The following is a 24,699-nucleotide window of genomic DNA, read 5'->3' on the forward strand; positions in this document are numbered from 1 at the left end:
GTCGCTTTCGTTCGTCGCTTTCGTTCGTCGCTTTCGTTCGTCGCTTTCGTTCGTCGCTTTCGTTCGTCGTTTTCGTTCGTTGCCGGACCTTATGACGCTTGCTGCGCCATCGCGCCATGACCATCGCTGATTCGCTACCGCTGACCTCCATCGATGCGCTGCCGAAAGAACGCATCCGCTTCGGCATCATCCTGCTGCCGAACTTCACGCTGACGGCGTTCTCGGGCTTCGTCGACATGCTGCGTCTGTCCGCCGACGAAGGCGACTACAGCAAGCCCGTGCGCTGCTGCTGGAGCGTGATCGGCGAGTCGCTAGCGCCCGTGCGCGCGAGTTGCGGCATCCAGATCACGCCCTGGCAGACATTCGCCGACGCCGAGCCGTTCGACTATGTCGTCGTCGTCGGCGGGCTGCTGCATTCGGGGCCGCAAGCAAGCGACGAGACCTTGCAGTTCATCCGCAACGCCGCGCGCTCGAATGCGACGCTGGTGGGCATCTGCACGGGCGTGTTCGCGTTGATGCGCGCGAGCGTGCTCGACGCGCACCGGATCTGCGTCAGCTGGTTTCACTACTGGGATTTCGTCGAGCGTTTTCCATCCGTGAATTCGGATGCGCTGGTGGCGGACCGGCTGTTCGTGATCGACCGGCGAAGGATCACATGTTCGGGTGGGCGCGCTTCCATCGATGTGGCCGCGGCGATCTTGCTGAGGCACTTCGAGACGGCAACGGTGCAGAAGGCGCTGCGGATTTTGCTCGTCGGCGAAATGCAGAAAGGCAATGCGCCGCAGCCACATCCTCCCGGGCTCGAACCGGCGACGCATCCGAAGGTCAAGCGCGCGATCCTGCTGATGGAGCAGCATGTCGGACGGACGCTGCCGCTCGAGGAGCTGGCTTGCAAGCTCGATCTGTCGCCGCGTCAACTGGAGCGGTTGTTCAAGGCTGAAACGGGGAAGAGTCCGCAGGCGTTTGCCAAGCAGGTGCGATTGAGAACGGCGGCCTGGCTGCTGACGAGTTCGGACCGGACGGTCGCGGATATTGCTTCCAGTTGCGGCTTTTCCGATGCCTCGCACCTGGGGCGGGAGTTTCGCAAGGAGTTCGGGATGCCGCCCGTGATGTTTAGAGAGCAGCGCGGCGGCACGCCTGCCGAAGGTGATGCCGCCGTCGCATATGACGAGACGTTTCCGGGGCGGGTGGATGTGTTTTGACGCGTGTGCCGGGCGTCGATTGCAACCGGCGTAAAAAAGGCGAAGAAGTCATCCTCTCCGCCTTTTCACGACCCGCTATGGGCCTCGCGACTGACGGCCGCCCGACTTACGCATCCTCCGACCACCCCATATTGTCTCTCGCCATCATCGCCGTCGAAGCCCCCGGCCCGAAGGTCCCCGCCGTATAGGGACGCGGCTTGTCTCCGTTGCGCTTCCATCCTTCGATGATGGGATCGACCCATTTCCATGCCGCTTCCAGTTCATCGCGGCGCATGAAGTGCGTGAGCCTTCCACGCACGACGTCGATCAGCAGACGCTCATACGCTTCCGCGCGCCGGCTGGTGAATGCCTGCTCGAGATCGAGATTCAGATTCACCGGCAAGGTCCGCATGCCGCTGCCCGGCTCTTTTGCGAGCATCTGCAACTGGATCGACTCATTCGGCTGCAACTGGATCACCAGACGGTTGCCGCAATTGTGCGGCCCGCAAGGACTATTCGGCATGAGCGAAAACGGCAGATCCGCGAACTCGATCACGATCTCCGAGAGCTTCTTCGCCATCCGTTTGCCCGTGCGCAGATAGAACGGCACGTTCGCCCAGCGCCAGTTGTTGATATGCGCACGCAACGCGACGAAGGTTTCAGCGCGGCTATCGGGCGGCACGTTCGCCTCTTCCAGATAACCCTTCACCGGCTCGCCCCCGACAGCGCCCGCCGTGTACTGCCCGCGCACCGTGTCGCGCACGATGTCCTCGGCCGTCATCGGGCGCAGCGAGCGCAGCACCTTCAGCTTTTCGTCACGCACGGCGTCGGCGTCGAGCGATACGGGCGGCTCCATCGCGACGATGCACAGCAGTTGCAGCAAGTGGTTCTGCACCATGTCGCGCATCGCGCCCGTGTGATCGTAAAAGCCTGCACGCGTGCCCACGCCGACCGCCTCGGCGACCGTGATCTGCACGCAGCGGATATACGGCGCCTGCCACAGCGGCCCGAAGATCGCGTTGCCGAAGCGCAGCACCATCAGGTTCTGAACCGTTTCCTTGCCGAGGTAATGGTCGATGCGGTAGATCTGGTGCTCGGAAAAATGCTTGCCGACGGAATCGTTGATCGCCTTCGCCGATGCCAGATCATGGCCGAGGGGCTTCTCGAGCACGACACGCGAATATTCGTCGAGCAGATTGTGCGTGGCGAGGTTCTCGCAGATCGTCGTGAACAGTTCCGGCGACGTCGACAGATAGAACACGCGCAGTGCGTCGGGACGCGATACTTCAGCGAGACGCGCGTAGTCGCCGGGCTGATCGACGTCGACGCGCACATATTCGAAGAGCGCGAGAAAACGGTCCCATGCGGACGAGTCGAATGAATTCGACTCGATGAATGGCCTGCTCTGCTCTTCCATCCATTTCAGATAGTCTTCGCGCTGCCAATCGCGGCGGCCGATCGCGAGGATGCGCGTATCGGCGGGCAGATTGCCGTGCGTGTGCGCCATATACAGCGCGGGCAGCAGCTTGCGGGCTGACAGGTCGCCGGCGCCACCGAAGATGATCATGTCGAGCGGGCGGTCCGGCGAAGCAGGTGCGGTGGAAGTCGTCATAGCGCGGTCGGAAAAATGAACTGCTGGGAAAAACGCAAGCCAGTCCATGCCGCCCGTTCAGGCAGCGCTTACAGCGGACATGTCTGCGCGAGACAACTATGTTGCAACGTTTTCGGATTGTTTGCACGCGTGCTCGCGTGACACGGCACGGACGTTCGTTCCCCTTGTGCCGTGCACTACGCGGAGCAAGGCAACGTCATCGGCAGCCGCGCATGCCGATGACGATGCTCAGCCCGCGCCCAACGCCGCGCGCGCGACGCGCCCCGCCGCCAGATCCCACGCCGCGCAGCCGACCGTCTTGAAGACGACGGGCTGGTCGAACGAAGGCGGTTTCGCGAGCGCGTCCTTGATGCCCGTCACCGTCGACCAGTCGATCCCCGCCTGAATGAAGTCGCCTGCCTCGTGTTTCGCGCCCGCCAGATCGTCGACGTACAGCGCGCTGCCCGTGAGCGTGCGCGCGCCGATCTCGCACATCTGCGGCGTGAACGCGCCGACGCCGATCACGAGCCGCTGCGCGCGCGGCGCTTCGTCGTAGACGGCCTGGCGGCTCGTCGTCAGCGCGATGACGACGTCGACGGAATCGGGCGTCGCTGCGCCGGCAAGCGGCTGCAGATCGCGTGCCTTGCCGCGCTGCGCGTCGCAGAACGCCTGCGCGCGCGCCGCCGAGGTGCCGCGCACGCGCACGCGCGCGTCCGGATACAGCTCGCCGATCGCCTGCAAGTGGTTCGCAGCCTGCGTGCCCGTGCCGATCAGCAGAATGTCCTTCGGCGCGGTGCGGGACAGCGTCTCGATGCCGAGCATCGTCATCGCGGCCGTGCGGCGCCCCGTGACGGTCGGGCCGTCGAGGATGAACAATGTCTTGCCGGTATCGGCGTCGAATGCCATCACCTGGCCGTGGATCGTCGGCAGCGCGCGCTCGCCGTTGCGCGGGCACACGTTGACGAGCTTGTGGATCGCGAGGTCGGATGCCGCTGCGGGCATCGACAGCATGATGCCGTTGTCGTTCAGCGGCACCACCAGCCGCTCGGGGCTCGCGACGCGCCCAGCCGCGTAATCGGCGGCGGCTGTCTTCAGCGCGTCGGCGAGCGCGCGAAACGGAATCAGGCCCGCCGTCCCGGCGGCGTCGAAAATCGGCGTGCTGCTCATGTCGATACTTTCTCCCTTGCGCGTTCAGCGCACCAGAAAACCATATGTCAGCGGATCGCGCTCATCGACGATCCAGTTCGCAAAACCGCAGATATGCGCGTCGCCTTCGATCTCGGGAATGACGGCATCGAAGCCGTCGAGCTTCGTTTCCGACAGCACGCGTGCGCGAAACACGGTGCCGATGATCGACTCGTTGACGAGCGTCTCGTGCCTGCCCAACTGGCCGCGCAGATACAGTTGCGCGACGCGCCCCGCCGTGCCCGAGCCCGTCGGCGACCGATCCACTTCGCGATCGGCGAACACGCAGCAGTTGGCCTGCGTCGAGCCCGCGTGACGCGGCGCGTTGTCGATGATCGTGCCGTAGATGTGATTGATCTCGGGGATCTGCGGATGCTGGACCTTGAAGGCCTTGTTGGCCGCGCGCTTCACTTCGGCGCCGAACTGGATCAGCCGGTCCACCTGCGCCTCGCGCACTTCGAGCCCGAACGGCTCGCCCGACGTGTAGAAGTAAAACGCTCCGCCGAACGCGATGTCGCCGCGCACGGTGCCGAAGCCCGGCGTCTCGACGCTCACGTCGCGCTGCCAGATGAACGACGGCACGTTGACGAAGCGCACGCCGCCCGCGTGATCGCCGTCCCACTTGACGAACGCCTCGATGAAGCCGCACGGCGCATCGATGCCGACGCGCGTCTCGGGCTCCATGCGCTCGACCCAGCCGAGCGCGACGGCCGCCGTCGCTAGCGCAATGACGCCATGTCCGCAGTGATCGCTATAGCCTTCGTTGTGAACGAAGATGATGCCGAAGTCGGCCGCTTCCGTGACGGGGTCCGTCAGGTAGCCGCCGTACATGTCGGCATGCCCACGCGGCTCCAGCATCAGCGCGCGCCGCAGATGATCAGCGTGCTCCTTGAGCCAGGCGCGCCGCTCGACTATGGTCTTGCCGGGAATCTTCGGCAGCCCGCTCGTGACGATGCGAAACGGCTCGCCGCCCGTGTGCACTTCGACTGTGCTGATGACGCGGTTCAGCTTCATGATGTGAGCGCGCCGCGCGCGGGGGTTTGGGTTTGGGTTGTGTTGATGTCGAACATGCTGTTTGTCTCGCTCCTGCGGTTGGCGCTTTGGCGCCGCTTTCCGGTCATTTTGCCATGCGGTTTATTTTGCCCTTGCGTTGGGCGGGCATCCGCTATGCGGCTTGTTTTTGCCGCTATCGCGGGCATCCGCGCTTGCGATCGTGTTTTGCGGCTATCGCGGGCATCCGCAGGCGTTGCCCCTGTGCGGGGCGGCACCTTACTAATGAGATGGTCAGCCGGACCGAGATGGCCCTGCGCTGACCGGGCCATCTCCTTTTCCGGAGGGAAACCGGAAAGCGCGTGCGCAACGCGGCGGCGCACCGGTATAGAGGGTCTGCATCTTCTCAGGCTCGCATCCGCGCAGCAACCCGCTCAGAAATCGTCGGCCCGGCGTCCGCGTGAAACGCGATGGCATGCGTCGAAAGGCCCGTAATGCACGTAATGTTATGCATCTTGCATAGGTTTCACCGCTAGAATAGACAAATTCGACACGAATCGACGCTGCCCTGGTTCGCGCGGGCGGTCGAACTCATTAGAATCAGCGGTTCGTCGAGAGGCTCGATCATGCGGACACGGCGCGACACCAGGCGCGCCCGAAGTCTTGCGGTGCAGTTCCTTCCGCAAGGGCAGCACGCCCACCCGGCGTGCCGCGTGGCACCGCGCATCGCGCAATCGCCACGACGCCCCGTCATACACAACTATTTATACCGACCGAAACTTCGCGCATGTCCAACGAAGCCACCTCAACCGACTCGCTCGCCGTCGCCGAACGCGTGCGCGAGTTGATGAGCCGTCACGGCATCGGCAAGCGTCAGCAAACCAGCGAGCTTTGCCGGATCCTCGATTTGAGTTTTTCGCAGGGCCACCGCAAGCTGCGCGGCAACAGCCCGTGGACGCTCTCGCAGATCAAGAAGGTCGCCGAGGTCTTCGGCGAACCGGCCGCGCAGCTGTTCGGCGCTCAGACGCTCGACCCCGGCATGGTCGGCGCCACCGCGCAGGAAGCCGTGTTCGCGATCGGCTCGATCGAACTGGCGTGCACCGCCTGGATCGGCGCGCCGATCGAAGCGGGCGCCCGGCCGGAATTCATCGCGTGGTCGAAGTTCGACCAGTGGCGCGTCGTGCGTCACGACGGCGCGCTCTATCAGAACGCGCACGAAGTCCACAAGATCGAGATCTACCCGCGCCGCGCCGAAACCGACAAGCCGCTGATCGCCGTCGTCGACGACGACCAGGCGTCCGCCGACAACCTGCGTGACTACCTGGAGCGCAGCGGCTTCGCGGCCGTCGCGATCTATGGCCTCACAGCCTTCGCCGAGACGCTGCAGACCCAGGTGTTCGACGGCGTCGTGATCGACTGGCTGTTCGGTCCGCAGACGTCGGCGGAAGCGATCCGCGCGGTGCGCGCGTCGGAAAACCCGGACGCGCCCATTTTCGTGCTGACGGGCGAACTGCTGACAGGCAAGGCGAGCGAATCGGAAATCAGCGACATCGTGCGCAACTACGACGTCGCCTGTTACGAGAAGCCGGCGCGCATGGCGATCCTCGTCGCCGATCTGTCCAAACGTCTGAGCCGGGTCTAGCGGCAAGCGGGCGGCCCCCTTCCCCGGAGGAGCGCATCAGCCCTCCACCGACGCCCCGTGCCGCGCCGCCAGCGCGCGCTGCACGGCGTCGCGCAGCACCTCGTAGTGGACGGGCTTCGTCAGGCTGTCGAAGAACGCGTCGGCGTCCGCGCGCGTCTGCGTATCGGGCGCGTACGCGCTCACGGCGATCACGGGCGTGCGCGGGAGCGCGCCCGGCTTCTGCGCGTATTCGGCCATGAACGCATAGCCATCCTTGTCAGGCATGTGCAAATCGAGCAGCACCAGATCGCAATGCGACGCGGCGAGCCATGCGTGCGCGTCGTCGGCATTGGCGACGGCGGCCGCGTCGCATCCCATGTGTTCGAGCATCTCGCACAGCGATTCGCGGATCAGCTGGTTGTCGTCGACGATCAGCACCTGCGGGCGGCCCTCGGCTTGCGCCGGATGCGGCGCGGCCGTCGTCGCGGCGGGCGCGGCGACCGACGTCACGGGAATCGTCACCGTGAAGCGCGTGCCCTCGCCCACCTCGCTTTCCACGCCGATCGTCCCATTGAACAGTTCGACGAGCCCTTGCACGATCGCGAGCCCCATGCCCGCCCCCTCGAAGCGCCGCGTGCGCGATGCATCGAGTTGCGTGAACTCCTCGAAGATCAGCGGAATCTGCGCGTGCGGCACGCCCGCGCCCGTGTCGGTGACGACGATGGCGAGCGCGTCGTCGCGCTGGTCGAAGCGCAGCGTGACCGTGCCCCGCTCGGTGTAGCGGATCGCGTTGGTCACGAGGTTGTTGACGATCTGCCGGATGCGATGCGGATCGGAATCGACGAGCCCCACGCGCCCGCTCGCGCAGCCTTCGAACGCGAGACCCTTCGCGCGCGCGGCCGGCTCGTTCTCGTCGACGATCGACACCAGCAGCTCGCGCGGATCGAAATGCTCGTTGCGCAGTTCGAGCTTGCCGGCCCCGAGGCGCGCGTAGTCGGTCAGGTCCTTCATCTGCGCTTCGAGATGCCGCGCGGCCGTGTCGAGCCGCTGGATCACCTTGCGGTCCGCCTCGGAGTGGAAGTTGAAGCCGAGCAGCTCGATCGACGACACGATTGCATGCAGCGGCGTGCGCAATTCATGGCTGATCATGCCGAGGAACGCATCTTTCGCGAGGCTCGCCTCGCGCGCAGCGCGGCTTGCCTGATGCTCGGCTTCGAGCGCGGCGCGCTGCTGCAGGATCAGGTTGGTGCGGCGCCGGCCGTTCATCACGAGCAGCACGGTCGCCGCCGCAGACAGCAACAGCAGCACGAGGCCGCCCGCGAACAGCATCCGGCGCTTGGCGATGAAGTCGGAATTCAGCGCCTCGCGGTCCTGCATGTCGACGTAGCGGCGGCTCAGCGCGAGGTCGTTCACTTCCTTCCAGTGCTTGCGCAGCTCCTCGACCATCTGCGATGCGAGCGCCGGGTTGTCCGGCAACGCTTCGAGGGAAGGCGCCATCGCGCGCAGCATGCCGGAGAGCCGCGCGATCTCCTCCTGCTGGCGCTGGACGGCCTCCGCCTGTGTGGCGAGGCGCTGCGTCGAGCCCGCCATTACGCGCAGCTTCGACTGCAGCACCTGGAAATGCAGCGTGAGCCGTTGATAATCGGAATCGGCGCCCGTCTGGTACTGCAGCAACTGGCTTTCGAGCCGCGCGTAGGCGATCTGCAGCTGCGCGGCGTCCCAGTAGAAGCCGTCATAGGTGCCCGTCAGCTGCTGGGTCGCGCGAGGGTTGAGAAGCGCCGAGTAAAGCAGATAGCTGATCGCCGCGGTCGGCGCCGCGAGCGCCGCGATCCAGATGACGACGAGTACGACGCGGCGCAGCGGGCGCCTTCCTATTTGACGATGAGAGCCTTGATCTGCCATACGAATTTTGCGTCCGCCGACGCCCCCGCCAGCTCGCCGGGAAACTGGTCGCGCGGATAGATGAGAAACAGCGGCCCGAAGTCGCTGACCTGCAGGCGCTCGCCGTTCATGCTGTACGCGACGATCACGCCATAGCGGCTCGTGTCCGATACGGGAATCGTGTACGTGTAGTCGTCGAGCGTGTGGATTTCGATCTGATCGCCGTACGCGCCCACCGTCTTGAGAATATCCGCGAGCAGCGGCCCCGTGAAGGTGGATTTTGCCGTCCAAGTCGTCGACGTCGAGATCGTATGGACGGGCAGCGCGAGAATCTGCGCTTCCGAGAAGTGAAAAACGGTGTGATCGGCGTCGTTGGTCTTCGAAATCTTGCCCTTCACGTCGAGCGCGAGCGTGGTCGACACCGGCGCGGCGTGCGCGCTCAGCGTCACGAGCGCCAGCGCCAGCGCCAGCAAGGGCGCGAGCATCAGCGTGCGCAGCCATCCGTATTGCTTGTCATGCACTTTCAGGTCCCTCTTGTGTGGTCTTGTTGTTACCCGCCCCGCATTGTGCCTGACAACGCCGTCAGACGATAACGCCAGCGTGTCAGGATGCGCCGACACAGAATCTTTACATGGCGTGCATAATATCGGCTTCCATCTCAAAAAAGCCGTTTCGCCGACGCGCGTCCATCCGGCCCACTCGATACCGCAACATCATGAAAAAGCCGGTTCTACCGTTGACTTACGAACAGCTCGACCACTGGATCGAATCGCTGCAGCCCGCCCTGCTCGAAGAGCGCTTTGCTGCCGCCGTGGGCATTTTACGGGGTGGCGCGCCCCTCGCATTGATGGCTTCGCACACGATCGGCGTCCCCGTTGCGTTCCTGAGCTACGACCGCCGGGCGCGCCACGTCACGTGGGATTCGGCGCAGCCGCTGCCGCCCCCCGGCTCGAAAGTGCTGTTGTGCGAAGACATCGCGGGACGCGGCTTTACGCTCGTCGATTGCATCGCGTTTCTCGAACAGCACGGCCTGACCGTCAAGACGTTGACGGGCGCATTCGATGAAATCAGCCGCATCCGCCCCGACTACGCGAATGATGCGTCCGGTTTCTTCGCGTTGTTTCCGTGGGAGCGGCAGGCCTATACGGCCGAATACCGCGAGGACTGGCTGAAAGTCGAGTCAGGCGCCGCGGACAGGATGGCCGACGACCATCGGTACGCGACCTACGCGATCGACCTCGACGGCATCCTGCTGCCCGACGTGCCGCTTTCGCGCTACGACGAGGATCTGGCCGCGGCGCTGAACGAACGCGACGCGCTCCTGCCGTACGACGTGCTGCCCGACGTCGACCTGCAGAAGGTGCGCGCGGTGATCACGGGCCGGCCGCACGCGGACCTCGCGCGCACGCGTGCGTGGCTCGAGCGGCACGGCTTCGGCCATCTCGAACTGGTGATGCGCACACCCGATGCGCACGACGAAACGCCCGCGGGCGCCGCCGCGCACAAGGCGAGCGCCGCGCTGCGCTGCGGCGTCACGCACTTCATCGAAAGCGACCCGGTGCAGGCGCTTTTCATCGCGAAAGAAGCGCCGCTGCTGCGCGTGATCTGGTGGGATGCCCTCGGGCACACGGGCACGCTGATCAGCGCGTCGGTCTGGCAGCGCTGAGCCGCACGCCGTGCCAGCGGCCGGGCGAGCCCGCGCGCTACTCCGCCTGATCCTTCGCGTCGCCCAGTTGCAGATGCCGCGCGGCGCGCCGTGATGCGACGACGATCAGCTTCATCGTCGCGCGGGTCGCGCCGACAAACAGCTTGCGCGCGTTGCGCTCGTCGAACTCATCGAAATCGACTTCGCTCAGGATCACGCACGGCGCCGACTGCCCCTTGAAACGGTAGATGGAGTCGAGCAGCACGTCGCCTTCGCGGTACGCCGGATTGCCGAACAGATCGTACTTGCCCGTGAAGCTGCGCAGCCGGTGCGGACCGAGGTGATCGAGCGGCCAGAGCACCGAGCCCTCGCGTCCGCGAAACGACAGCACCGCGATGTCCTGCTTGCGAAAGCCGAGCGCCAGCGCCTGGGTGATCGCCCGCTTGGTCGCATCGATGCAGCTTTCGGGCGCCTGCCCTTCGTCGTAGGCGGACAGCAGGATGTCGGAGCCGTCGAACGGGCTGCCCGCCGCGAGACTGCCCGCGAGCGGCACCGTCGCGCCGACCACGCCGCGCAGATAGTCGAGGATGTCACGCGGGCTGCGATAGTTCGTCGATTCGCGCAGCACTGTCCAGCCGGGCAGCGCGACGCTCTCGCGCATATACAGGTTCTGCAGCGGATCTTCGAGCCACCACCAGGCGCCGCCCGGCTTCAAAAGCCGCTCCAGCGCGGGCACCCACGGCTGCTGGAAGTCCTGGCCCTCGTCGACGATCAGCACATCGTATTGCCAGCGCGCGTCGATCCGCGTGTCGGCGAACGCGCTTTCGAGCTGCTCGAACACGTCGCCGCTCTGAAAATCCGGTGCGCGGCCGCTGTCCCGCGCGATCCAGTCACATAGCTGGTGATAGTTCGCGACCTTCGCCTCGGGCGGCACGACGCGCGCGATATGGTCCGCGAGCGGCCGGTTGAAACAGACGTACAAAGGCCGCTCGCCGCGTGCGACGGCGTCCTTCATCACCTGCACGGCAAGCTGTGTCTTGCCCGAGCCTGCCGTGCCGATCACGCGCAGCCGGAACGGCGCGAATTCGAGCCGCCGCGCCCATGTTGCGAGGCCGCCCGCGAGCCGCGTGACGAGCGTGCCCGCCTGGCCGACGAGCGCGCTCGCGTCGGGCGTGAGCGACAGTTCGTCGGCGAGAAAATGATGGATCTTGGGCGCGCACGCGAGACGCGGCTCGTCCTCGGGCAGCGCGTCGCGGATGATGCCGACGAGCTTGTCCTTGCGCGTCGCGTCGACGATGCGCGCCGGGTTCACGCCCGCGATCGCCGTGTCCTTGACGATGTGATCGGGGCAATACAGCAGCTCTTCGATGAAATACGTGCCCGCGCCGAAGGCCGCCGTAAAGCGCCGGTGCAGCCCTTCCATCGTGCGCGCCAGCGCGATCGCGACATTGCGCTGCGTCTGCATGTACACCTTGACGAGCCCCTTCGGCGTCTCGCGCAGAAAGCCCGTTTTCTGCTCGACGATCATCACGCGCCCCGACGGACTCACGATCACGAAGTCGGCCTCGCCGAACACGGAAAAGCCCTCGGACAGACGCGTCCAGTGCACGCCGTGGTAGACGGTGTAGCCGCGCGGAAGCGCTTCTTCGAGCAGCGCCAGCGTCTCGCGCTCGCGCGCGGCGGCGCCCGTTGCGGCAAGGCTCTTCCAGTCGTCGGGGACAATGCGGGCCATGCGATGCCTCGTCAGGTTGGGTGCGCACATTGTACGCAACGCCCGTACGGGCATTGGCCGCGAAAGGAAAGATAAATCCGCTTCGTGTATCGTTATCGATTGAACGCCGCGCACGTGGCGCGGCTTGCCAACAAGAAGAGGAAAGAGGATTACCGGATGATTACGATCTGGGGACGCGCCAACTCGGTCAATGTCCAGAAAATCTTGTGGGTGTGCGACGAACTGGTCCTGCCCTACAACCGCATCGACGCCGGCCTGCAATTCGGCCGCAACGACGAACCCGACTATCTCGCGATGAACCCGACGGGCAAGATTCCGACACTCGTCGACGGCGACTACGTGCTGTGGGAATCGAACTCGATCCTGCGTTATCTGGTGATGCAGTACGGCGCTTCCAGCCTGCTCTACACCGACGAGCCGAAGGCGCGCGCGAGCATCGACCGCTGGCTCGACTGGTCGCTGTCCACGCTGCAGCCCGCCGAGCGTCCCGTATTCTGGGCGATCGTGCGCACGCCGGAGGCCGAGCGCGACGCGGCAAAGCTAAGCGCCGACATCGGCAACGTCGCGAAGCTGTGGAAGATGCTCGATGCGCACCTGCAAGGGCGCTTCTTCATCGAAGGCGAGAAGTTCACGCTCGCCGACATCGTGCTCGGCGCGTACGCGAAACGCTGGTTCGGCTTGCCGGGCGTCGAGCGTCCGTCGATGCCGAACCTCGAACGCTGGTATCGGCGGCTCGCCCCCCGCTCGGGATTCAAGCGATACGTCGACTTTGATCTGACCTGATCATGACCATCACGCTCTACGCATGGGGCACGCCGAACGGCCGCAAGGTCAGCGTCGCGCTCGAAGAAATGGAACTGCCGTACACCGTCAAGGCGATCGACATCACCCAGGACGAGCAATTCCAGCCGGACTTCCTCGCGATCAGCCCGAACAACAAGATCCCTGCGATCGTCGATTCCGACGGGCCGGACGGCGGGATGATCAGCGTGTTCGAATCGGGCGCGATCCTGCTGTATCTCGGCGAGAAGACGGGCAAATTCCTGCCGAAAAGTCTGCGCGACCGCGTGCCCGTGCTCGAATGGCTGATGTGGCAGATGGGCGGCTTCGGTCCGATGCCGGGCCAGGTGCATCACTTTGCGGCGCTCGCATCCGAAGACGATAAGCGCTACGGCCTCAAGCGCTTCTCGACCGAGACGCGGCGGCTGTACGCGGTGCTCAATGCACGCCTGAGCAAGACGGAGTACGTGGCGGGCGAGCTTTCCGTCGCGGACTTCGCAATTCTTGGCTGGGCGTGGCGGCACGAGCGGCACAAGGTCGATCTCGCCGACTACCCGCACGTGAAGCGCTGGTATGACACGCTGTTCGAACGCCCGGGCGTGCGGCGCGGGTTCGAGGTCAAGCTCGACTGAACGTCGCGATCGGGCGACGCACATTTGCACCACGCGAGGCGCCCTGTGCGCCCGCGCCGCCCGTTCTGACGAACCGTATAATCAGCGGATGAAAAACGCCAAGCCAACCGCCGACGCCGCACGGGATCATTCGCCCGGCGCGCATCACGAGCATGGAACGGCGCATGTCCATTCACACACGGACGATGCGCATGCGAACCACGCGCACACGCACGGCACGCCTGCGTCCGCCGAAGCGGCGCTCGCGCTGGCGGAAGAATACTGCCGCGAACGCGGCGAAAAGCTCACGCCAATTCGCCGCAAGGTGCTGGAACTGCTGCTGACATCGGGCCGCGCGACGAAGGCGTACTCGCTGCTCGACGACATGCGCCAGATCCACCCCGGCTCCGCGCCGCCGACCGTGTATCGCGCACTCGACTTTCTGCTTTCCGCGGGGCTCGTTCACAAGATCGAGTCGATCAACGCGTTCGCCGTCTGTCATGACCTCACGCAATGCCAGCACGGCATTCTCGTCGTGTGCCAGCAGTGCGGCAATGTCACCGAACTGCATCAACCCGCGCTGCGCGAGGCGCTCGTCGCACAAATCGAAAACGCGGGCTACCGGCTCGCCGGGGATGGGATCGAGCTGAAAGGGCTCTGTTCAGCGTGCCAGGCGGCACCGGCCACCGGCAGCTGAATTCGCCAACGGGAACGCCGCGGTTCGAGCGTCAGGTCAAACCTGCGGCGCGCGCGCCAATCGCATCGTGCAGAAGCGTCACCAGCGCCTCGGGCGGCGCCGGTTTCGTCATGAAGTGCTGGAATCCTTCGCCGATGCTGCGCAGCCGGTAGGCTTCATCCGTATGGCCCGTCAAGGCCACCGCGACGGAAGGAGAATGATCGCCGCGAATCTCGTGATCCCGCACGCGCTGAATCAGGTAGAAGCCGTCCATCGCGGGCAGGTCCAGATCGCAGACGACGGCATCCGGCAGCGCGCGCACCACAGCTTCGACACCTTCCTCCGCATCCGCCACCGCGATGACGTGCGCCCCTTCCGATTCGAGCAGAATTTTCAACGATTCCCTGCTCTGCGGGTCGTCTTCGACGAGCACGATCGTGGCCTGATCGAGCCTCAATACTCCGTTCATCTTGATGTTATTGCTTGAAAAGCGGGTTATGCATTCTGACGTGGACATGATGTTACGCACTTGTGTACCGCGCCAGCGCCGGCAGCGGAAAACAGTTCAACGTTTCTACTCTCATAGGACGTTCTTACCGAGGTGGACGGACGCGCTGTCCGTACCGCCAACCCCTCGCGCTTCGCGTATTCGTCGCGGCCCGCACGCTGGGGCGGGCACATCCTCCCTTCGGACTCGATTTTCCGCGTCGAGTTGCACGCGACTGTGCGGTTGCGAGCATGGCGTGACGGTTCATCCCCACGCTTTGCCCGCGAACGGCACCGCGTCCTCTTGACGAGCGCGCCAGGCGCTTGCGTGACCGTCTGAAGGCAGGCAGATAACGCGAGAGTGCGGTCACACGCATGATCCGCGACTCGCGAAGCGCACCAGGATCAAGCATGTTGCGTGCCGCATAAATTGGGGGTTGCCCGCATGGCGGAACCGGGCAGAAAAGGGAATGGGGACGAAATGCGGCTTATGCCGGCGCAGGGCGGCCGACGCCGTGGGTCAGGAGCGCCACGGCATGACGCGCGATATCGTCAGCCGTCAATTTGCGCCGCGCGGGGTCGTTGCGCCACACGGCCGACGTCGCGAGCGGCAATATCGCCAGACCAATCACCGACAGAAAAACCAGCGACGGCTCCAGATCCCGACTAAGCCGCCCTTCCTTCTGCCATCGCTCGATGTACGCGGTGCCGGCGCGCTGGTTCGCATCGCCGAAGCGCTCGTGCATGCGCTGCTTGAGCAGGCCGCCTTCGCTCATCACCTCGCGGATCCAGAGCGACGGAAACCACGGGTAGTCCCCCGCCACTTCGACGAGCCGCCGCACCAGCAGCGTGATGGCCGCCAGGGGATCGTCGGGATGCACCTGGAACGAGCCCGTCAGCCTCGCGCGCAGCGGCAGGAAACGCTCGTCGATCAACACGTCGAGCAGTTGATCGCGCGTCTTGAAGTAGTAATGCATCATCGCCGGCGTGAATCCCGCCTCGCGCGCAACCTGCCCGAGCGTCGTATCGACGATGCCTTGGCGCGCAAACAGCGCGAGCGCCGCGTCCAGCAGACGGGCGCGCTGCTCCGGTCCGCGGCCGCTGCCCGATGGCCGGCCCGGCTTGCGCGCGGCTGCCGGCACCGCGTCGCCGTCCGCCGGCGCGCGCAGTCCGCTTTCACCCTGGTTATGGCCCGCACCTTCTGCCTGTTCCGCACCCGATTGCGCTGCCGATTTTCTTGCCATGACGGTGAACTGTGAATTTGACGAATGTCCGCATTGGGAATATATTAATCTTCATGTTAATTAATTTCAAGGCAACTTGAAAGCACCGGAAGTGCAGACGGACACCCGAACCCTCACCCCCGACGCGGCGCCCGGCACCATCGAGCGGCCGTCGCTTCGCGTGCTGTTTCCCGCGCTGCTGCTGGTGATGCTGCTCGCGGCGCTTGACCAGACCATCGTCTCGACCGCGCTGCCGACCATCGTCGGCGAGCTCGGCGGGCTCGACAGTCTGTCGTGGGTCGTCACCGCATATCTGCTGACCTCGACGATCGTTGTGCCGCTGTACGGCAAGTTCGGCGATCTGTTCGGACGCAAGGTCGTGCTGCAGACGGCCATCGTGCTGTTTCTGATCGGCTCGGCGCTATGCGGCGTCGCGCAGAACATGACGCAGCTGATCCTCTTGCGCGCGCTGCAAGGGCTGGGCGGCGGCGGGCTGCTCGTCATCACGATGGCGGCCATCGGCGACGTGATTCCGCCCGCCGAGCGCGGCCGCTATCAGGGCGTGTTCGGCGGCGTGTTCGGTCTTGCCACCGTGATCGGCCCCATGATGGGCGGCTTTCTGGTGGACCATCTGTCGTGGCGCTGGATCTTCTACATCAACGTGCCGCTCGGCATCGTTGCGCTGCTCGTGATCGGCGCCGTGTTCAAGCCGCGCGTTGCGCACGTCAGGCACACGATCGACTACATGGGCGCAGCCTTTCTTGCAGGCGCCCTCACTTGCGTGATCCTGTTCACGAGCCAGGGCGGCACGGTGTTGCCGTGGAGTTCGCCGCAACTGTGGTTCACGCTCGTACTCGCATTCATCTGCATAGGCGGATTCATCTACGAAGAGCGCCTCGCCGTCGAGCCGATCATGCCGCTTGAACTGTTTCGCGACCGCACGTTTTTGCTGTCGAGCGCGATCGGTTTTATCGTCGGCGTATCGCTGTTTGGCTCGGTGACGTTTCTGCCGATGTATCTGCAGGTCGTGAAGAACTCGACACCTTCCGAAGCCGGCATGCAGATGCTGCCGATGATGGGCGGCGTACTGCTGATGTCGATCATCACGGGCCGCATCATCAGCAAGATCGGCAAATACCGGATGTTCCCGATCATGGGCACGTTCCTCGTCGGCGTCGCGATGGTGCTGCTTACCACATTGAAGCTCAGCACACCCGTTCATCTGATGTACGCGTACATGGGCGTGCTCGGCTGCGGTCTCGGCATGGTGATGCAGGTGCTCATTCTCGCCGTGCAAAACGCGGTGCCGTTCAGGCATCTCGGCACCGCGACGTCGGGGGCAACGCTGTTCCGATCGATCGGCGGCTCAGTCGGCGTGGCGGCATTCGGCGCGATCTTTTCGAATGGCTTGGCGTCGCGCCTGCAAGCGCTGATTCCACCCGACACCGAGTTGCCGCACGCGCTCGGGCCCGCAGCGATTCATCGCTTGCCCACCGTGCTGCGTGACGACTATCTGCTCGCCTTCGCAAGCGCATTGCATACGGTGTACATCGTCGCCGCATGCGTGGTCGTGCTCGCGTTCGCGCTTGCGTGGCTGCTCAGAGACCATCCCCTGCGCAAACAGTGAATCCAAACAGTGAATCGCGCGGAAAAGGAAGAGCGCGCACGATAACCGTGCAGCGTTTTTATCGAGGTGCTTTAACGTACTCTAACGTGCTTTACCCAGAAGGCCGGCCCCTGCGCGCCGGCCTTTTATTCGATCGCGGCTTTTCCTATGATCATTAAATGGCATGCCGCGCGCGCTATTGTTTTCCGGCGCGAAATCCATGGGTGCAATATGTGCGATAGGTAACAACGTCGATTGACGCGAGGAGCGAAAAAAACCATATTGCACACAGCGGCCCCGTGACGAAAAAGAACTGGGCCGGCCGCTACCCAGCGCATGTGGATCGCGAGTTCCGCCAACTCCGCCGTTTGCTTCACTTCGATCCTGAGCATGCCGAAATGGCATCGCCTACAACTGGTTGGGGTTAAGCATGTCTGCCGAAACGACACCTGCCCAGGGTTTCCCAACGCCGTGCACGCGCTGCGGCGGCGTGTTGTATCAGCATGTCGAATTCTGCCCTTACTGCGGCGCCGACCATCCTCTCGACAGAACCCAGCGCAGGCGCGCCGGCACACAGTTGAGAGCCGTCGATCCACACGCGCCGCTTGCCTCCGTCCCCGAAGAGTCCGCCGAGCGGCCGCAATTCGCGTCGCCGGACATCGGTGCCGCGCCGCTCGACGCTGCGCAGCCGCTATGGCAAACGGCAGGACGATGGATCGTCACGCGCGGCATCGTGCTGCTGCTCTTCATACTGGCGCTCGGCTACGCGGGCTATCTGCTGCTCGGTGACAACCACAAGCAGGACTCGGGCAGCGACGAAACGGCGAACAGCGCGGCCAACAGCGCGAACAGCGCGAGCACGTCGGGCGGCTCGATTTCGCCCTATACGCCGCAGCCCGCGCGCAGCACGCCGAGCGTCAACGTGACGACCGTGCCCGCCGCGAAGACGGCGCCCGTGCCTCCCATCGCGCCGCCGCGTCCGCGCATCGTTCAGCACTACCGGGATGTGCCCGATGCGTTGCGCGCGGCTCGTACGGGCCTTGCGCACAACAATCTCGCGGACGCGAAGGCGGCGTTGTCCGATGCGCTGTCGGTCGAGCCCGCCAACAGTGACGCGTTGCAGATGCAGGCCGATCTCAAGGACCGCGAAAACAGGCGCGACGTCGCGCTCGGCGTTGCGAACACCTGTGCGAAAGACAAGTTGTGGGGCTGCGTGCGCGATCGCGCATCGCAGGCGCTCGCGCTCGACGTCAGCAGCGCCGATGCGCAGGCGCTGCTCGAACGCGTGATTCTGTCGACAGGATGGAAACCGCTGACGAGCGCCGCCACGCCCACGCCGCGCCCCTCGCGGCCCGCCGCGAGCGCGACGGTCCCGCCTTCTCCATTGACGTCCGGCATGCCCGGAAGCAACGCCGCGGCAAACACGGCAACGAATGCGGCAACGGGCACTGCGGCGAGCGCCGTCGACGCGCTCGACGCGCAGATGCGCGCAATCCGCGAATCGGGTTGGAAACATGCGCCGACGGGCGCAGCGAAAAAACAGTAGAGCAACGTCACGCAATCGACAAAACGAAGCGACTCAACGTATTGCAAGCCTGATGCAACGGTACATGCGCGTCAGCTGTCGCGCGCATGCTGTTCAACACACCACAAGGTAGGTCGACCATGCTCAAAACAATACTGACGGGATTGACGGGACTCTTGAGCTTATTGATCGCATCCCTGACGATGGCTGCCGGGGGCCCCGCGCATTACAAGATCGTCACGGGGCAGGAACGCGGCACGTACATCCAGATCGGCGCCGACCTCGCAAAGTACGTCGCGCAACCCGCGGGCATAGACCTGGAAGTGATGCCGTCGAAAGGCTCGGCGGAGAATGTGCAGCGCATGCGTTTCGAGCCGGGCGTGAAGCTCGCACTCGTGCAATCGGACGTCTACCAGGCCTACATCGACATGGCGAACTCTGGGAACGTCGACGCGGGAACGACGATCCGTCCGCTGCGGCTCATCATGCCGCTCTACAACGAGGAGATCTATTTCGTCGTACGCAACGATTCGCCGATGACGACGATGAACGAGATCAAGGACAAGGTCATCAGCATCGGCCCCATCGGCAGCGGCACCGCGCAGTCGGCGACAACGCTCTACCGGCTGATGTTCAACGAGCCGATTCCCGAGCAGAACGTGCAGAGCCTGAGCAACGAAGACGCCATTGCCGCGCTCGTCGTGAAGAAGATCGACGTGGCCGTCATCGTCGCGGGACAGCCCGCCAAGCTCTTCACCGACATGAACCCCGATCTGCTCGCGCAGATCCGCGTCTTGCGCGTCGATCCGAATGTGCCTGAAACGGCGCGCGCGAAGCAAACGTATTTCCCCGCGACGATCCGTCAGGGCAGCTATCCGAACTGGCTGAAGGAAGACGTGCCGACCCTGACCGTCAAGGCCTTTCTCGTCACCTACGATTACGGCCTGCGCGACACCGTGAGCAATCTGAACCGCTTCGCCGACTCGCTGTGCGAGAACTTCGACGTCCTTCAGGAAAAGGGCCATCCGAAGTGGAAGCAGGTAAAGCTCGAACTGCCGCCGCTGACGAAAGGCTGGCAATACTATCCGCCTATCGAGCGGCACTTGCGCTCGTGTATCGCGCATCGGGCTTCGATGGCGGCAGGCGGCACGACGACCTCGACGGCGACGTCCGCGCAGCCGCCCAAGGCGAACAAGCAGCGCCCGTGTTCCGATCAGGAACGGCTGCTGCTGTTGTGCGGCAAGTGACGGCCGGCTCGCGCGACGTGCGGGAGCCCGTCGACGCCACGGCGCGGTAAAAGCCGTGGCGTTTTTAATGCGCCGTCGCTGTCGCCGTCACCGCCAGATGCCCCGCATGCATATCGCTCAAGCGGCACAACAGGATGCCGTAGCCGGTCAGATGCCCCAGATAGACACTCGTGAACACACCGGGCGCGGGCAGCGTCTCGACGAGATCCTTCAACGCGCCCATTTCTAGCGGCCGCTCGTCGAGCGGCAGACGCTCGACGCGCAGATCGGCCGCGAGCGCGAGCTTCCGATGCGCGTCGACCAGCTTTCCGAGCCCGGCCAGAAACGCCGCGCGCCATTGCGGATCGAGCGCGGCGAACTGCTCGTGAAACGTGTCGGCCGTCTCCAGAAAATTGACGAGCGAATCGAACAGTTCGTGATAGGCCCAGAACAGCGGCAGCCGGTCGCGATTGCGCTCCAGATGCGGCGACAGCCACGCCTGCTGCAAATCCAGCTTGAGCAGGCCGTGCGCCTCCTTCAGCTGGGTGCTCGAATTGCGCAGCCTGTCCGCCAGCGATTTCAAACCGCCCCGTTCGAACTGCCCCGACGCGAGATGCCGGAGCGCCTGCACGGCCTCGTCGTTGCCGTCGTTGACGAGGATATTCGCCCAGAAACCGTGATCGGGCGGAAACGCGATCTGCTGGATGATGAAGCCGAGCAGCATCCCCAGCACGACGCCGATCAGCCGCTGTTCGAGAAGGGGCAGATGTTCGCCCGTGTAGAGCACGAGCGTCATCGGGATCGTGAGGCTCGTCATCTGGAACAGCGACGGCCTGAGACGCACGACCGCGAAGATCACGAACGGCAACAGCAGCGCGCCGAGCCACAGATGCGGCGCAGTCAGCCACATGACCAGCGTGGCGATCGGCATCGCGACCACGTTCGACATCACGCGCCGATAGAAGTAGCCGCGCGCAGCCGAGATAGAGCTGCCCAGCGCGAGCGTCAGCATCGTCGAGCTGGCGAGCGCAACGGCCGCCTCGGGAAAGCCGAGGTTATAGGGAATCGAGAATCCGATCCAAAGCCCGAGCGCGAGCTTGACGTACTTGGCCGTTTCCGAAAGGGAGAAGCGCGCGAGTGCGCGGCGAAACGGCGTCAGCGGCTTGTGAAAATACGCAGCGGATGACATGGAGGCTCCTGCCACGGAGAAGGCGATGCACGCGCATGCATCGATAGCGGCAATCGTTTCACGTTTCTTCACTGCCGCGCCGTCTACAGTCCCGTCGAATTGTACCGGCCTGCCTGCCGCCCGCGATACCGTGATGCGCGAGCGCCCCGCCATCCAACCGGGCGCGGCCATTTTTGACTGGCTTCATTTCCGCGCGCGCCACAGGCATAGTGACGTGTTTCCAGATTCGACACAGCAACCGACACAATGAGCGAGAGTTCCCCCGCCACCGCGCCCGTCATTCGCGACGCCACCGACGCCGATTTCCCCGCCATCCAGGCCATCTACGCGCATCACGTGCTGACGGGCGTTGCTTCGTTCGAAGAGACACCGCCGTCAGTCGGGGAATTGCAGAAGCGCCGCGCCGCCGTGCTCTCGCACGGCCTGCCGTATATCGTTGCCGTCCTCGACGGGAAAGTCGCGGGCTACGCGTACGCGACGCTCTACCGTCCGCGCATCGCCTATCGCTACACCATCGAAGATTCGATCTATATCGACAACGCCTGCCGGGGACGCGGCGTCGGGCGGGCCTTGCTCGCGACGCTGATCGAACGGTGCGAACAGGGTCCGTGGCGGCAGATGATCGCCGTCATCGCGGACGGCGGTCGCGGCGGTTCTTTGTCGCTGCATCGGAGCGCCGGGTTCGAGCTCGTCGGCACGTTGAAGGCGGTCGGCTTCAAGCACGGCCGCTGGCTCGACTCGACGGTGATGCAGCGCACGCTCGGCCACGGCAGCGAAGCGCTGCCCGTGGACGCCGAAGCCGGCAGTCAATGAAGCTTGCGGCCGCGGCTTTCGAAACCCGCCTCGCCGCGATGCGCGAAGCGAGGCTTCAGGCGAGCGGCAACGTACGCGTGAACATGGTCGGATAGTCGATGACGAGACCGTCTTCGTCGACCTTCAGCTCGGCGGCAAAGCCCGTTCCGATGCCTTCGTAGCGGTATTCCTTGCCCGGCTCGACACAGGTGTATGCCTGCTCGACCCGCGAAATCTGCAGATCGGGCGTCGAGATGAACGCGACGGCAATCGGCTCGCGCGCGCCTTTGGCCAGTTGCAGCCGGCGGATCGGCAGTGTGTTCGTGTACGGCGTCGCGGCGATGTCGATATCGATGCAGCCCGCCAGTTGCGCCAGCACGAGTCCGTGGCCGTCGTGCCAGTTGCCCTCGCCGTCGCCGTGCAAGTCGAGTTCCGGGCCGCCGATCACCTTCAGCCACGCGTGCAGCGTGCGCCACTGCAGATCGCATTTCACGCGATAAAAGAGGCCGTACGCGCGGCCGCCGCGCTCGCCGACCAGCGCGCTCTCGGCATGAAAGCCGTCGGCGCGCGCGTCGAACGCGAGATGTTCGACGCCTTCGCTCTCTTCCGAGGTCCATCGCACTTCACGCATGAATCCGTCTCCTTTGCGCTCGCTGGAAGTCAGGGACGCACGCCGCGTGCCTGTCCGCTGCGGCGCGCGCGACGCCTGACATCGTAGCGCGATCGATCGGTGGCGGGGGATTGCCGGGCGTGCGGGGGCCGTCGAAGTATTGGCGCATTCCGGCGCATTCCGGGGCGTTCTCCCGTCCGACACTTCGAAAGCCGTCGCGGCCATCGTCCGCGCAGCACGTACTGGCGCAAATAGCGGCTATCAACGCTTATGCATGCCATTGGCCGTCCCCGTGGCCTATGCTCGCGTTTCATCAGCCTCGATGCCTATGCGCCGCGCGAACCCCGTCTCGCGCGGCTTTGTCGCGTGTTCGTCAGTTCAGCCGGGTCCTTATCGCCGTCATGTCCACCGTACTCCATCAAGAACCCTTCGCCGCGCTGCGCACGCTGCTGCGAGGCCTTGGCCAGATCGTCCTGCAACGCGATGCGTCGACGGGCGCATGCGTGCTCGCCGCGTGGCTCGTCTGCGAGCCGCGCCTCGCCTGCGCGGCGCTGACGGGTGCGATTGCAGCGAACGTCGGCGCCGTGCTGCGCGGCTACGACCCACACGACACGCGCGACGGACTTCACGGCTTCAACGGCGCGCTGGCGGCGCTCGCCGCGTTCACGTTCATCGCCGATGACGCCACTGCCATCGCCGTCGCGATACTCGCGGCGACGGCCGTTGCGTGGATGCTCGGGCCGTGGCAGCGGCTGTTGCGTTCGCGCGGCCTCGGGTTCTATTCGAGCCCGTGCCTGCTGGTGACGTGGGCATGGCTGCCGCTCGCGCATCTGACGCCCGTGCGCGCAGCGGCCAGCGCCTCCGTCTCGTGGACGTCGCTTGCAGGCGGCGTGCTGGCGGGCGTCGCGCAGACGTCGTTTGCCTCGACCGCGCTGGCGGGTCTGCTGATACTCGCCGGCATTGCGCTGTCGTCGGTGCGATGCGCGCTGTTCGCGCTCGCCGGCGCCGCTTTCGCGACGCTTGCGCATTGGCTCGCCGGCGCGGATGGCGCGTCGCTGCTCGCGGGCCTGTCCGGATTCAACGGCGCGCTCGCGGCGCTCGCCCTCGCCGACTGCGGCGCGCTGGCGGCGGCGGGTGGCGTGCTCGTCTCGATCGTGCTGCAACTCGCAGCGGCTCATCATGGCGTGCCGGCGTTGAGCGCGCCATTCGTCATCGCGACGTGGACGATACGCTCGCTCATGCGCGATACTCTGCGCGAAGCGACGAGCAGCAACGCAGGCGTCGCACATCGCGCCGCCTTGCCGAAACGATGAAGCGGCCATTCAACGCAATCAGTTCCGCACGCCGGAAAGGAGACGTCATGTCGTTCGCTCACACGCCCACGGGCCGTGTCGCGCAATCGCGCCCCATGTCGGACGCCGAACGGCGCACCCGCGTCGATCTCGCGGCCGCCTACCGGCTCGCGGCGCTCAACGGCTGGGACGATCTCGTCTACACGCACATCTCCGCGAGCGTGCCCGACGAGCCCGGCCATTTCCTCATCAATCCGTTCGGGCTGTCATTCGATGAAGTCCGCGCGTCGAACCTGGTGAAGATCGATATCGAAGGCAATATCGTCGGCGCGAGCGAGCATCCCGTGAATGCGACGGGCTTCGCGCTGCATGCCGCCGTGCATGCGGCGCGCGCCGACGCGTTCTGCGTGATGCATCTGCACAACACGGCGGGCATTGCCGTGTCGCTGCAAAAGGACGGCCTGCTGCCCGGCTCGCAGCATGCGCTGCGCTTTCATGGCTATCTCGCGTATCACGACTACGAAGGCCTCGCGTTCACGCCGGCCGAAGGCGAACGGCTCGTCGCCGACCTCGGTGACAAGCCCGCGATGCTGTTGCGCAATCACGGCACGCTGACGACGGGCCGCACCGTCGCGGAAGCCTATGTGCTGATGGCCACGCTGATCAAGGCATGCGAGATCCAGTTGCAGGCGCAGGCAGGCGGCCGTCCGCTCGTGCTGCCGTCCGAGGCCGTGGCCGAGCGCACGGCAGCGCAGCTCTACGACGGCGGTGCGATAGAAGGCGCGATCGAGTGGCCCGCGCTGTTGCGCAAGCTCGATCGCCTCGACGCGTCGTTCAGGGATTGACCTCGATTCACT

22 protein-coding genes are annotated in these 24,699 nt (G+C 65.0%); 12 read left to right on the forward strand and 10 right to left on the reverse strand.

Translation table 11 applies throughout. From position 1 onward, the window contains the following. Positions 1-116 precede the first annotated feature (116 nt). Positions 117-1,202 (forward strand): GlxA family transcriptional regulator, encoded by a 1,086-nt coding sequence (locus tag J8I87_RS17865; protein WP_209932991.1) that lies wholly within the window; start codon positions 117-119, stop codon positions 1,200-1,202. A 106-nt stretch (positions 1,203-1,308) separates the two neighbouring features. Here the strand turns inward: J8I87_RS17865 and zwf are convergent, their stop codons facing one another. The 3 genes from zwf to lhpH all read right to left on the reverse strand — a co-directional run bounded on the left by zwf (position 1,309) and on the right by lhpH (position 4,971). Beyond that, on the reverse strand, positions 1,309-2,793 hold the full coding sequence (zwf, locus tag J8I87_RS17870) for a glucose-6-phosphate dehydrogenase (RefSeq protein WP_209932993.1): 1,485 nt from the start codon (positions 2,791-2,793) through the stop codon (positions 1,309-1,311). A gap of 228 nt (positions 2,794-3,021) precedes the next feature. Next, entirely contained in the window at positions 3,022-3,939 is a 918-nt protein-coding gene (gene lhpI, locus J8I87_RS17875; RefSeq protein ID WP_245253992.1) for a bifunctional Delta(1)-pyrroline-2-carboxylate/Delta(1)-piperideine-2-carboxylate reductase, read from the reverse strand. Between the two features lie 24 nt (positions 3,940-3,963). Next, entirely contained in the window at positions 3,964-4,971 is a 1,008-nt protein-coding gene (gene lhpH, locus J8I87_RS17880) for a trans-3-hydroxy-L-proline dehydratase (RefSeq protein ID WP_209932994.1), read from the reverse strand. Between the two features lie 763 nt (positions 4,972-5,734). Between lhpH and J8I87_RS17885 the strand changes: the two genes are divergently transcribed. Continuing rightward, positions 5,735-6,589 carry a helix-turn-helix domain-containing protein gene (locus J8I87_RS17885; protein ID WP_209932995.1) on the forward strand — a complete coding sequence of 285 codons (855 nt, stop codon included), beginning with the start codon at positions 5,735-5,737 and terminating at the stop codon, positions 6,587-6,589. A 36-nt stretch (positions 6,590-6,625) separates the two neighbouring features. Here the strand turns inward: J8I87_RS17885 and J8I87_RS17890 are convergent, their stop codons facing one another. Together J8I87_RS17890 and J8I87_RS17895 are read right to left on the reverse strand one after the other, a co-directional pair. Further along, positions 6,626-8,470: a hybrid sensor histidine kinase/response regulator gene (locus J8I87_RS17890; RefSeq protein ID WP_209932996.1), complete on the reverse strand. Its 1,845-nt coding sequence runs from the start codon at positions 8,468-8,470 to the stop codon at positions 6,626-6,628. Then, positions 8,440-8,934: a molybdopterin-dependent oxidoreductase gene (locus J8I87_RS17895; RefSeq protein ID WP_209933036.1), complete on the reverse strand. Its 495-nt coding sequence runs from the start codon at positions 8,932-8,934 to the stop codon at positions 8,440-8,442. Before J8I87_RS17895 ends, J8I87_RS17890 begins: the two co-directional genes overlap by 31 nt. Before the next feature lie 230 nt (positions 8,935-9,164). Between J8I87_RS17895 and J8I87_RS17900 the strand changes: the two genes are divergently transcribed. Beyond that, positions 9,165-10,115, forward strand: coding sequence for a phosphoribosyltransferase (locus tag J8I87_RS17900; RefSeq protein ID WP_209932997.1), 951 nt, complete (start codon positions 9,165-9,167; stop codon positions 10,113-10,115). A 37-nt stretch (positions 10,116-10,152) separates the two neighbouring features. On the opposite strand, the gene J8I87_RS17905 is transcribed toward J8I87_RS17900, so the two are convergent. Beyond that, on the reverse strand, positions 10,153-11,826 hold the full coding sequence (locus tag J8I87_RS17905) for a nuclease-related domain-containing DEAD/DEAH box helicase (protein WP_209932998.1): 1,674 nt from the start codon (positions 11,824-11,826) through the stop codon (positions 10,153-10,155). A gap of 156 nt (positions 11,827-11,982) precedes the next feature. Here J8I87_RS17905 and J8I87_RS17910 point away from each other — a divergent pair, with 156 nt between their 5' ends. From J8I87_RS17910 to J8I87_RS17920, 3 genes are all read left to right on the forward strand, one after another. Then, positions 11,983-12,609: a glutathione S-transferase family protein gene (locus tag J8I87_RS17910; RefSeq protein WP_209933000.1), complete on the forward strand. Its 627-nt coding sequence runs from the start codon at positions 11,983-11,985 to the stop codon at positions 12,607-12,609. A gap of 2 nt (positions 12,610-12,611) precedes the next feature. Then, positions 12,612-13,238, forward strand: coding sequence for a glutathione S-transferase family protein (locus J8I87_RS17915; protein WP_209933001.1), 627 nt, complete (start codon positions 12,612-12,614; stop codon positions 13,236-13,238). A gap of 88 nt (positions 13,239-13,326) precedes the next feature. After that, positions 13,327-13,914, forward strand: coding sequence for a Fur family transcriptional regulator (locus J8I87_RS17920; RefSeq protein ID WP_209933002.1), 588 nt, complete (start codon positions 13,327-13,329; stop codon positions 13,912-13,914). Positions 13,915-13,945: 31 nt separating this feature from the next. Here the strand turns inward: J8I87_RS17920 and J8I87_RS17925 are convergent, their stop codons facing one another. Both J8I87_RS17925 and J8I87_RS17930 read right to left on the reverse strand, forming a co-directional pair. Then, positions 13,946-14,410 (reverse strand): response regulator, encoded by a 465-nt coding sequence (locus tag J8I87_RS17925; RefSeq protein ID WP_209933003.1) that lies wholly within the window; start codon positions 14,408-14,410, stop codon positions 13,946-13,948. Positions 14,411-14,867: 457 nt separating this feature from the next. Beyond that, the gene (locus J8I87_RS17930; RefSeq protein WP_209933004.1) at positions 14,868-15,623 is read right to left on the reverse strand and encodes a TetR/AcrR family transcriptional regulator; all 756 of its coding nucleotides are present in this window, start codon (positions 15,621-15,623) and stop codon (positions 14,868-14,870) included. Positions 15,624-15,762: 139 nt separating this feature from the next. Between J8I87_RS17930 and J8I87_RS17935 the strand changes: the two genes are divergently transcribed. The 3 genes from J8I87_RS17935 to J8I87_RS17945 all read left to right on the forward strand — a co-directional run bounded on the left by J8I87_RS17935 (position 15,763) and on the right by J8I87_RS17945 (position 19,980). Next, the gene (locus J8I87_RS17935; protein ID WP_313064879.1) at positions 15,763-17,229 is read left to right on the forward strand and encodes an MDR family MFS transporter; all 1,467 of its coding nucleotides are present in this window, start codon (positions 15,763-15,765) and stop codon (positions 17,227-17,229) included. A 409-nt stretch (positions 17,230-17,638) separates the two neighbouring features. Continuing rightward, positions 17,639-18,754, forward strand: a complete 1,116-nt coding sequence (locus tag J8I87_RS17940; protein ID WP_209933005.1) for a zinc ribbon domain-containing protein — start codon at positions 17,639-17,641, stop codon at positions 18,752-18,754. A 119-nt stretch (positions 18,755-18,873) separates the two neighbouring features. After that, entirely contained in the window at positions 18,874-19,980 is a 1,107-nt protein-coding gene (locus J8I87_RS17945; protein ID WP_209933007.1) for a TAXI family TRAP transporter solute-binding subunit, read from the forward strand. A 64-nt stretch (positions 19,981-20,044) separates the two neighbouring features. Here J8I87_RS17945 and J8I87_RS17950 read toward each other — a convergent pair whose 3' ends face one another. Further along, positions 20,045-21,148, reverse strand: a complete 1,104-nt coding sequence (locus J8I87_RS17950; protein ID WP_209933008.1) for an aromatic acid exporter family protein — start codon at positions 21,146-21,148, stop codon at positions 20,045-20,047. A gap of 246 nt (positions 21,149-21,394) precedes the next feature. On the opposite strand from J8I87_RS17950, the gene J8I87_RS17955 reads away from it, so the two are divergent. Next, on the forward strand, positions 21,395-21,961 hold the full coding sequence (locus J8I87_RS17955; RefSeq protein WP_209933009.1) for a GNAT family N-acetyltransferase: 567 nt from the start codon (positions 21,395-21,397) through the stop codon (positions 21,959-21,961). A 55-nt stretch (positions 21,962-22,016) separates the two neighbouring features. On the opposite strand, the gene J8I87_RS17960 is transcribed toward J8I87_RS17955, so the two are convergent. After that, positions 22,017-22,571 (reverse strand): putative glycolipid-binding domain-containing protein, encoded by a 555-nt coding sequence (locus J8I87_RS17960; protein ID WP_209933010.1) that lies wholly within the window; start codon positions 22,569-22,571, stop codon positions 22,017-22,019. Between the two features lie 380 nt (positions 22,572-22,951). On the opposite strand from J8I87_RS17960, the gene J8I87_RS17965 reads away from it, so the two are divergent. Next, a complete protein-coding gene (locus J8I87_RS17965) occupies positions 22,952-23,863 on the forward strand; it encodes an urea transporter (protein ID WP_209933011.1) in 912 nt (303 codons plus the stop codon). A 47-nt stretch (positions 23,864-23,910) separates the two neighbouring features. Further along, a complete protein-coding gene (locus J8I87_RS17970) occupies positions 23,911-24,687 on the forward strand; it encodes a class II aldolase/adducin family protein (protein ID WP_209933012.1) in 777 nt (258 codons plus the stop codon). Positions 24,688-24,699 lie beyond the last annotated feature (12 nt).

It is taken from the genome of Paraburkholderia sp. LEh10 (assembly GCF_017814945.1).
Classification (GTDB): Bacteria; Pseudomonadota; Gammaproteobacteria; order Burkholderiales; family Burkholderiaceae; genus Paraburkholderia.

Coding starts and splice junctions, on each gene's coding strand:
- J8I87_RS17865 (WP_209932991.1), top strand. CDS start 117: ATGACCATCGCTGATTCGCTACCGCTGACCTCCATCGATGCGCTGCCG.
- zwf (WP_209932993.1), bottom strand. CDS start 2,793: ATGACGACTTCCACCGCACCTGCTTCGCCGGACCGCCCGCTCGACATG.
- lhpI (WP_245253992.1), bottom strand. CDS start 3,939: ATGAGCAGCACGCCGATTTTCGACGCCGCCGGGACGGCGGGCCTGATT.
- lhpH (WP_209932994.1), bottom strand. CDS start 4,971: ATGAAGCTGAACCGCGTCATCAGCACAGTCGAAGTGCACACGGGCGGC.
- J8I87_RS17885 (WP_209932995.1), top strand. CDS start 5,735: ATGTCCAACGAAGCCACCTCAACCGACTCGCTCGCCGTCGCCGAACGC.
- J8I87_RS17890 (WP_209932996.1), bottom strand. CDS start 8,470: ATGGCAGATCAAGGCTCTCATCGTCAAATAGGAAGGCGCCCGCTGCGC.
- J8I87_RS17895 (WP_209933036.1), bottom strand. CDS start 8,934: ATGCTCGCGCCCTTGCTGGCGCTGGCGCTGGCGCTCGTGACGCTGAGC.
- J8I87_RS17900 (WP_209932997.1), top strand. CDS start 9,165: ATGAAAAAGCCGGTTCTACCGTTGACTTACGAACAGCTCGACCACTGG.
- J8I87_RS17905 (WP_209932998.1), bottom strand. CDS start 11,826: ATGGCCCGCATTGTCCCCGACGACTGGAAGAGCCTTGCCGCAACGGGC.
- J8I87_RS17910 (WP_209933000.1), top strand. CDS start 11,983: ATGATTACGATCTGGGGACGCGCCAACTCGGTCAATGTCCAGAAAATC.
- J8I87_RS17915 (WP_209933001.1), top strand. CDS start 12,612: ATGACCATCACGCTCTACGCATGGGGCACGCCGAACGGCCGCAAGGTC.
- J8I87_RS17920 (WP_209933002.1), top strand. CDS start 13,327: ATGAAAAACGCCAAGCCAACCGCCGACGCCGCACGGGATCATTCGCCC.
- J8I87_RS17925 (WP_209933003.1), bottom strand. CDS start 14,410: ATGTCCACGTCAGAATGCATAACCCGCTTTTCAAGCAATAACATCAAG.
- J8I87_RS17930 (WP_209933004.1), bottom strand. CDS start 15,623: ATGGCAAGAAAATCGGCAGCGCAATCGGGTGCGGAACAGGCAGAAGGT.
- J8I87_RS17940 (WP_209933005.1), top strand. CDS start 17,639: ATGTCTGCCGAAACGACACCTGCCCAGGGTTTCCCAACGCCGTGCACG.
- J8I87_RS17945 (WP_209933007.1), top strand. CDS start 18,874: ATGCTCAAAACAATACTGACGGGATTGACGGGACTCTTGAGCTTATTG.
- J8I87_RS17950 (WP_209933008.1), bottom strand. CDS start 21,148: ATGTCATCCGCTGCGTATTTTCACAAGCCGCTGACGCCGTTTCGCCGC.
- J8I87_RS17955 (WP_209933009.1), top strand. CDS start 21,395: ATGAGCGAGAGTTCCCCCGCCACCGCGCCCGTCATTCGCGACGCCACC.
- J8I87_RS17960 (WP_209933010.1), bottom strand. CDS start 22,571: ATGCGTGAAGTGCGATGGACCTCGGAAGAGAGCGAAGGCGTCGAACAT.
- J8I87_RS17965 (WP_209933011.1), top strand. CDS start 22,952: ATGTCCACCGTACTCCATCAAGAACCCTTCGCCGCGCTGCGCACGCTG.
- J8I87_RS17970 (WP_209933012.1), top strand. CDS start 23,911: ATGTCGTTCGCTCACACGCCCACGGGCCGTGTCGCGCAATCGCGCCCC.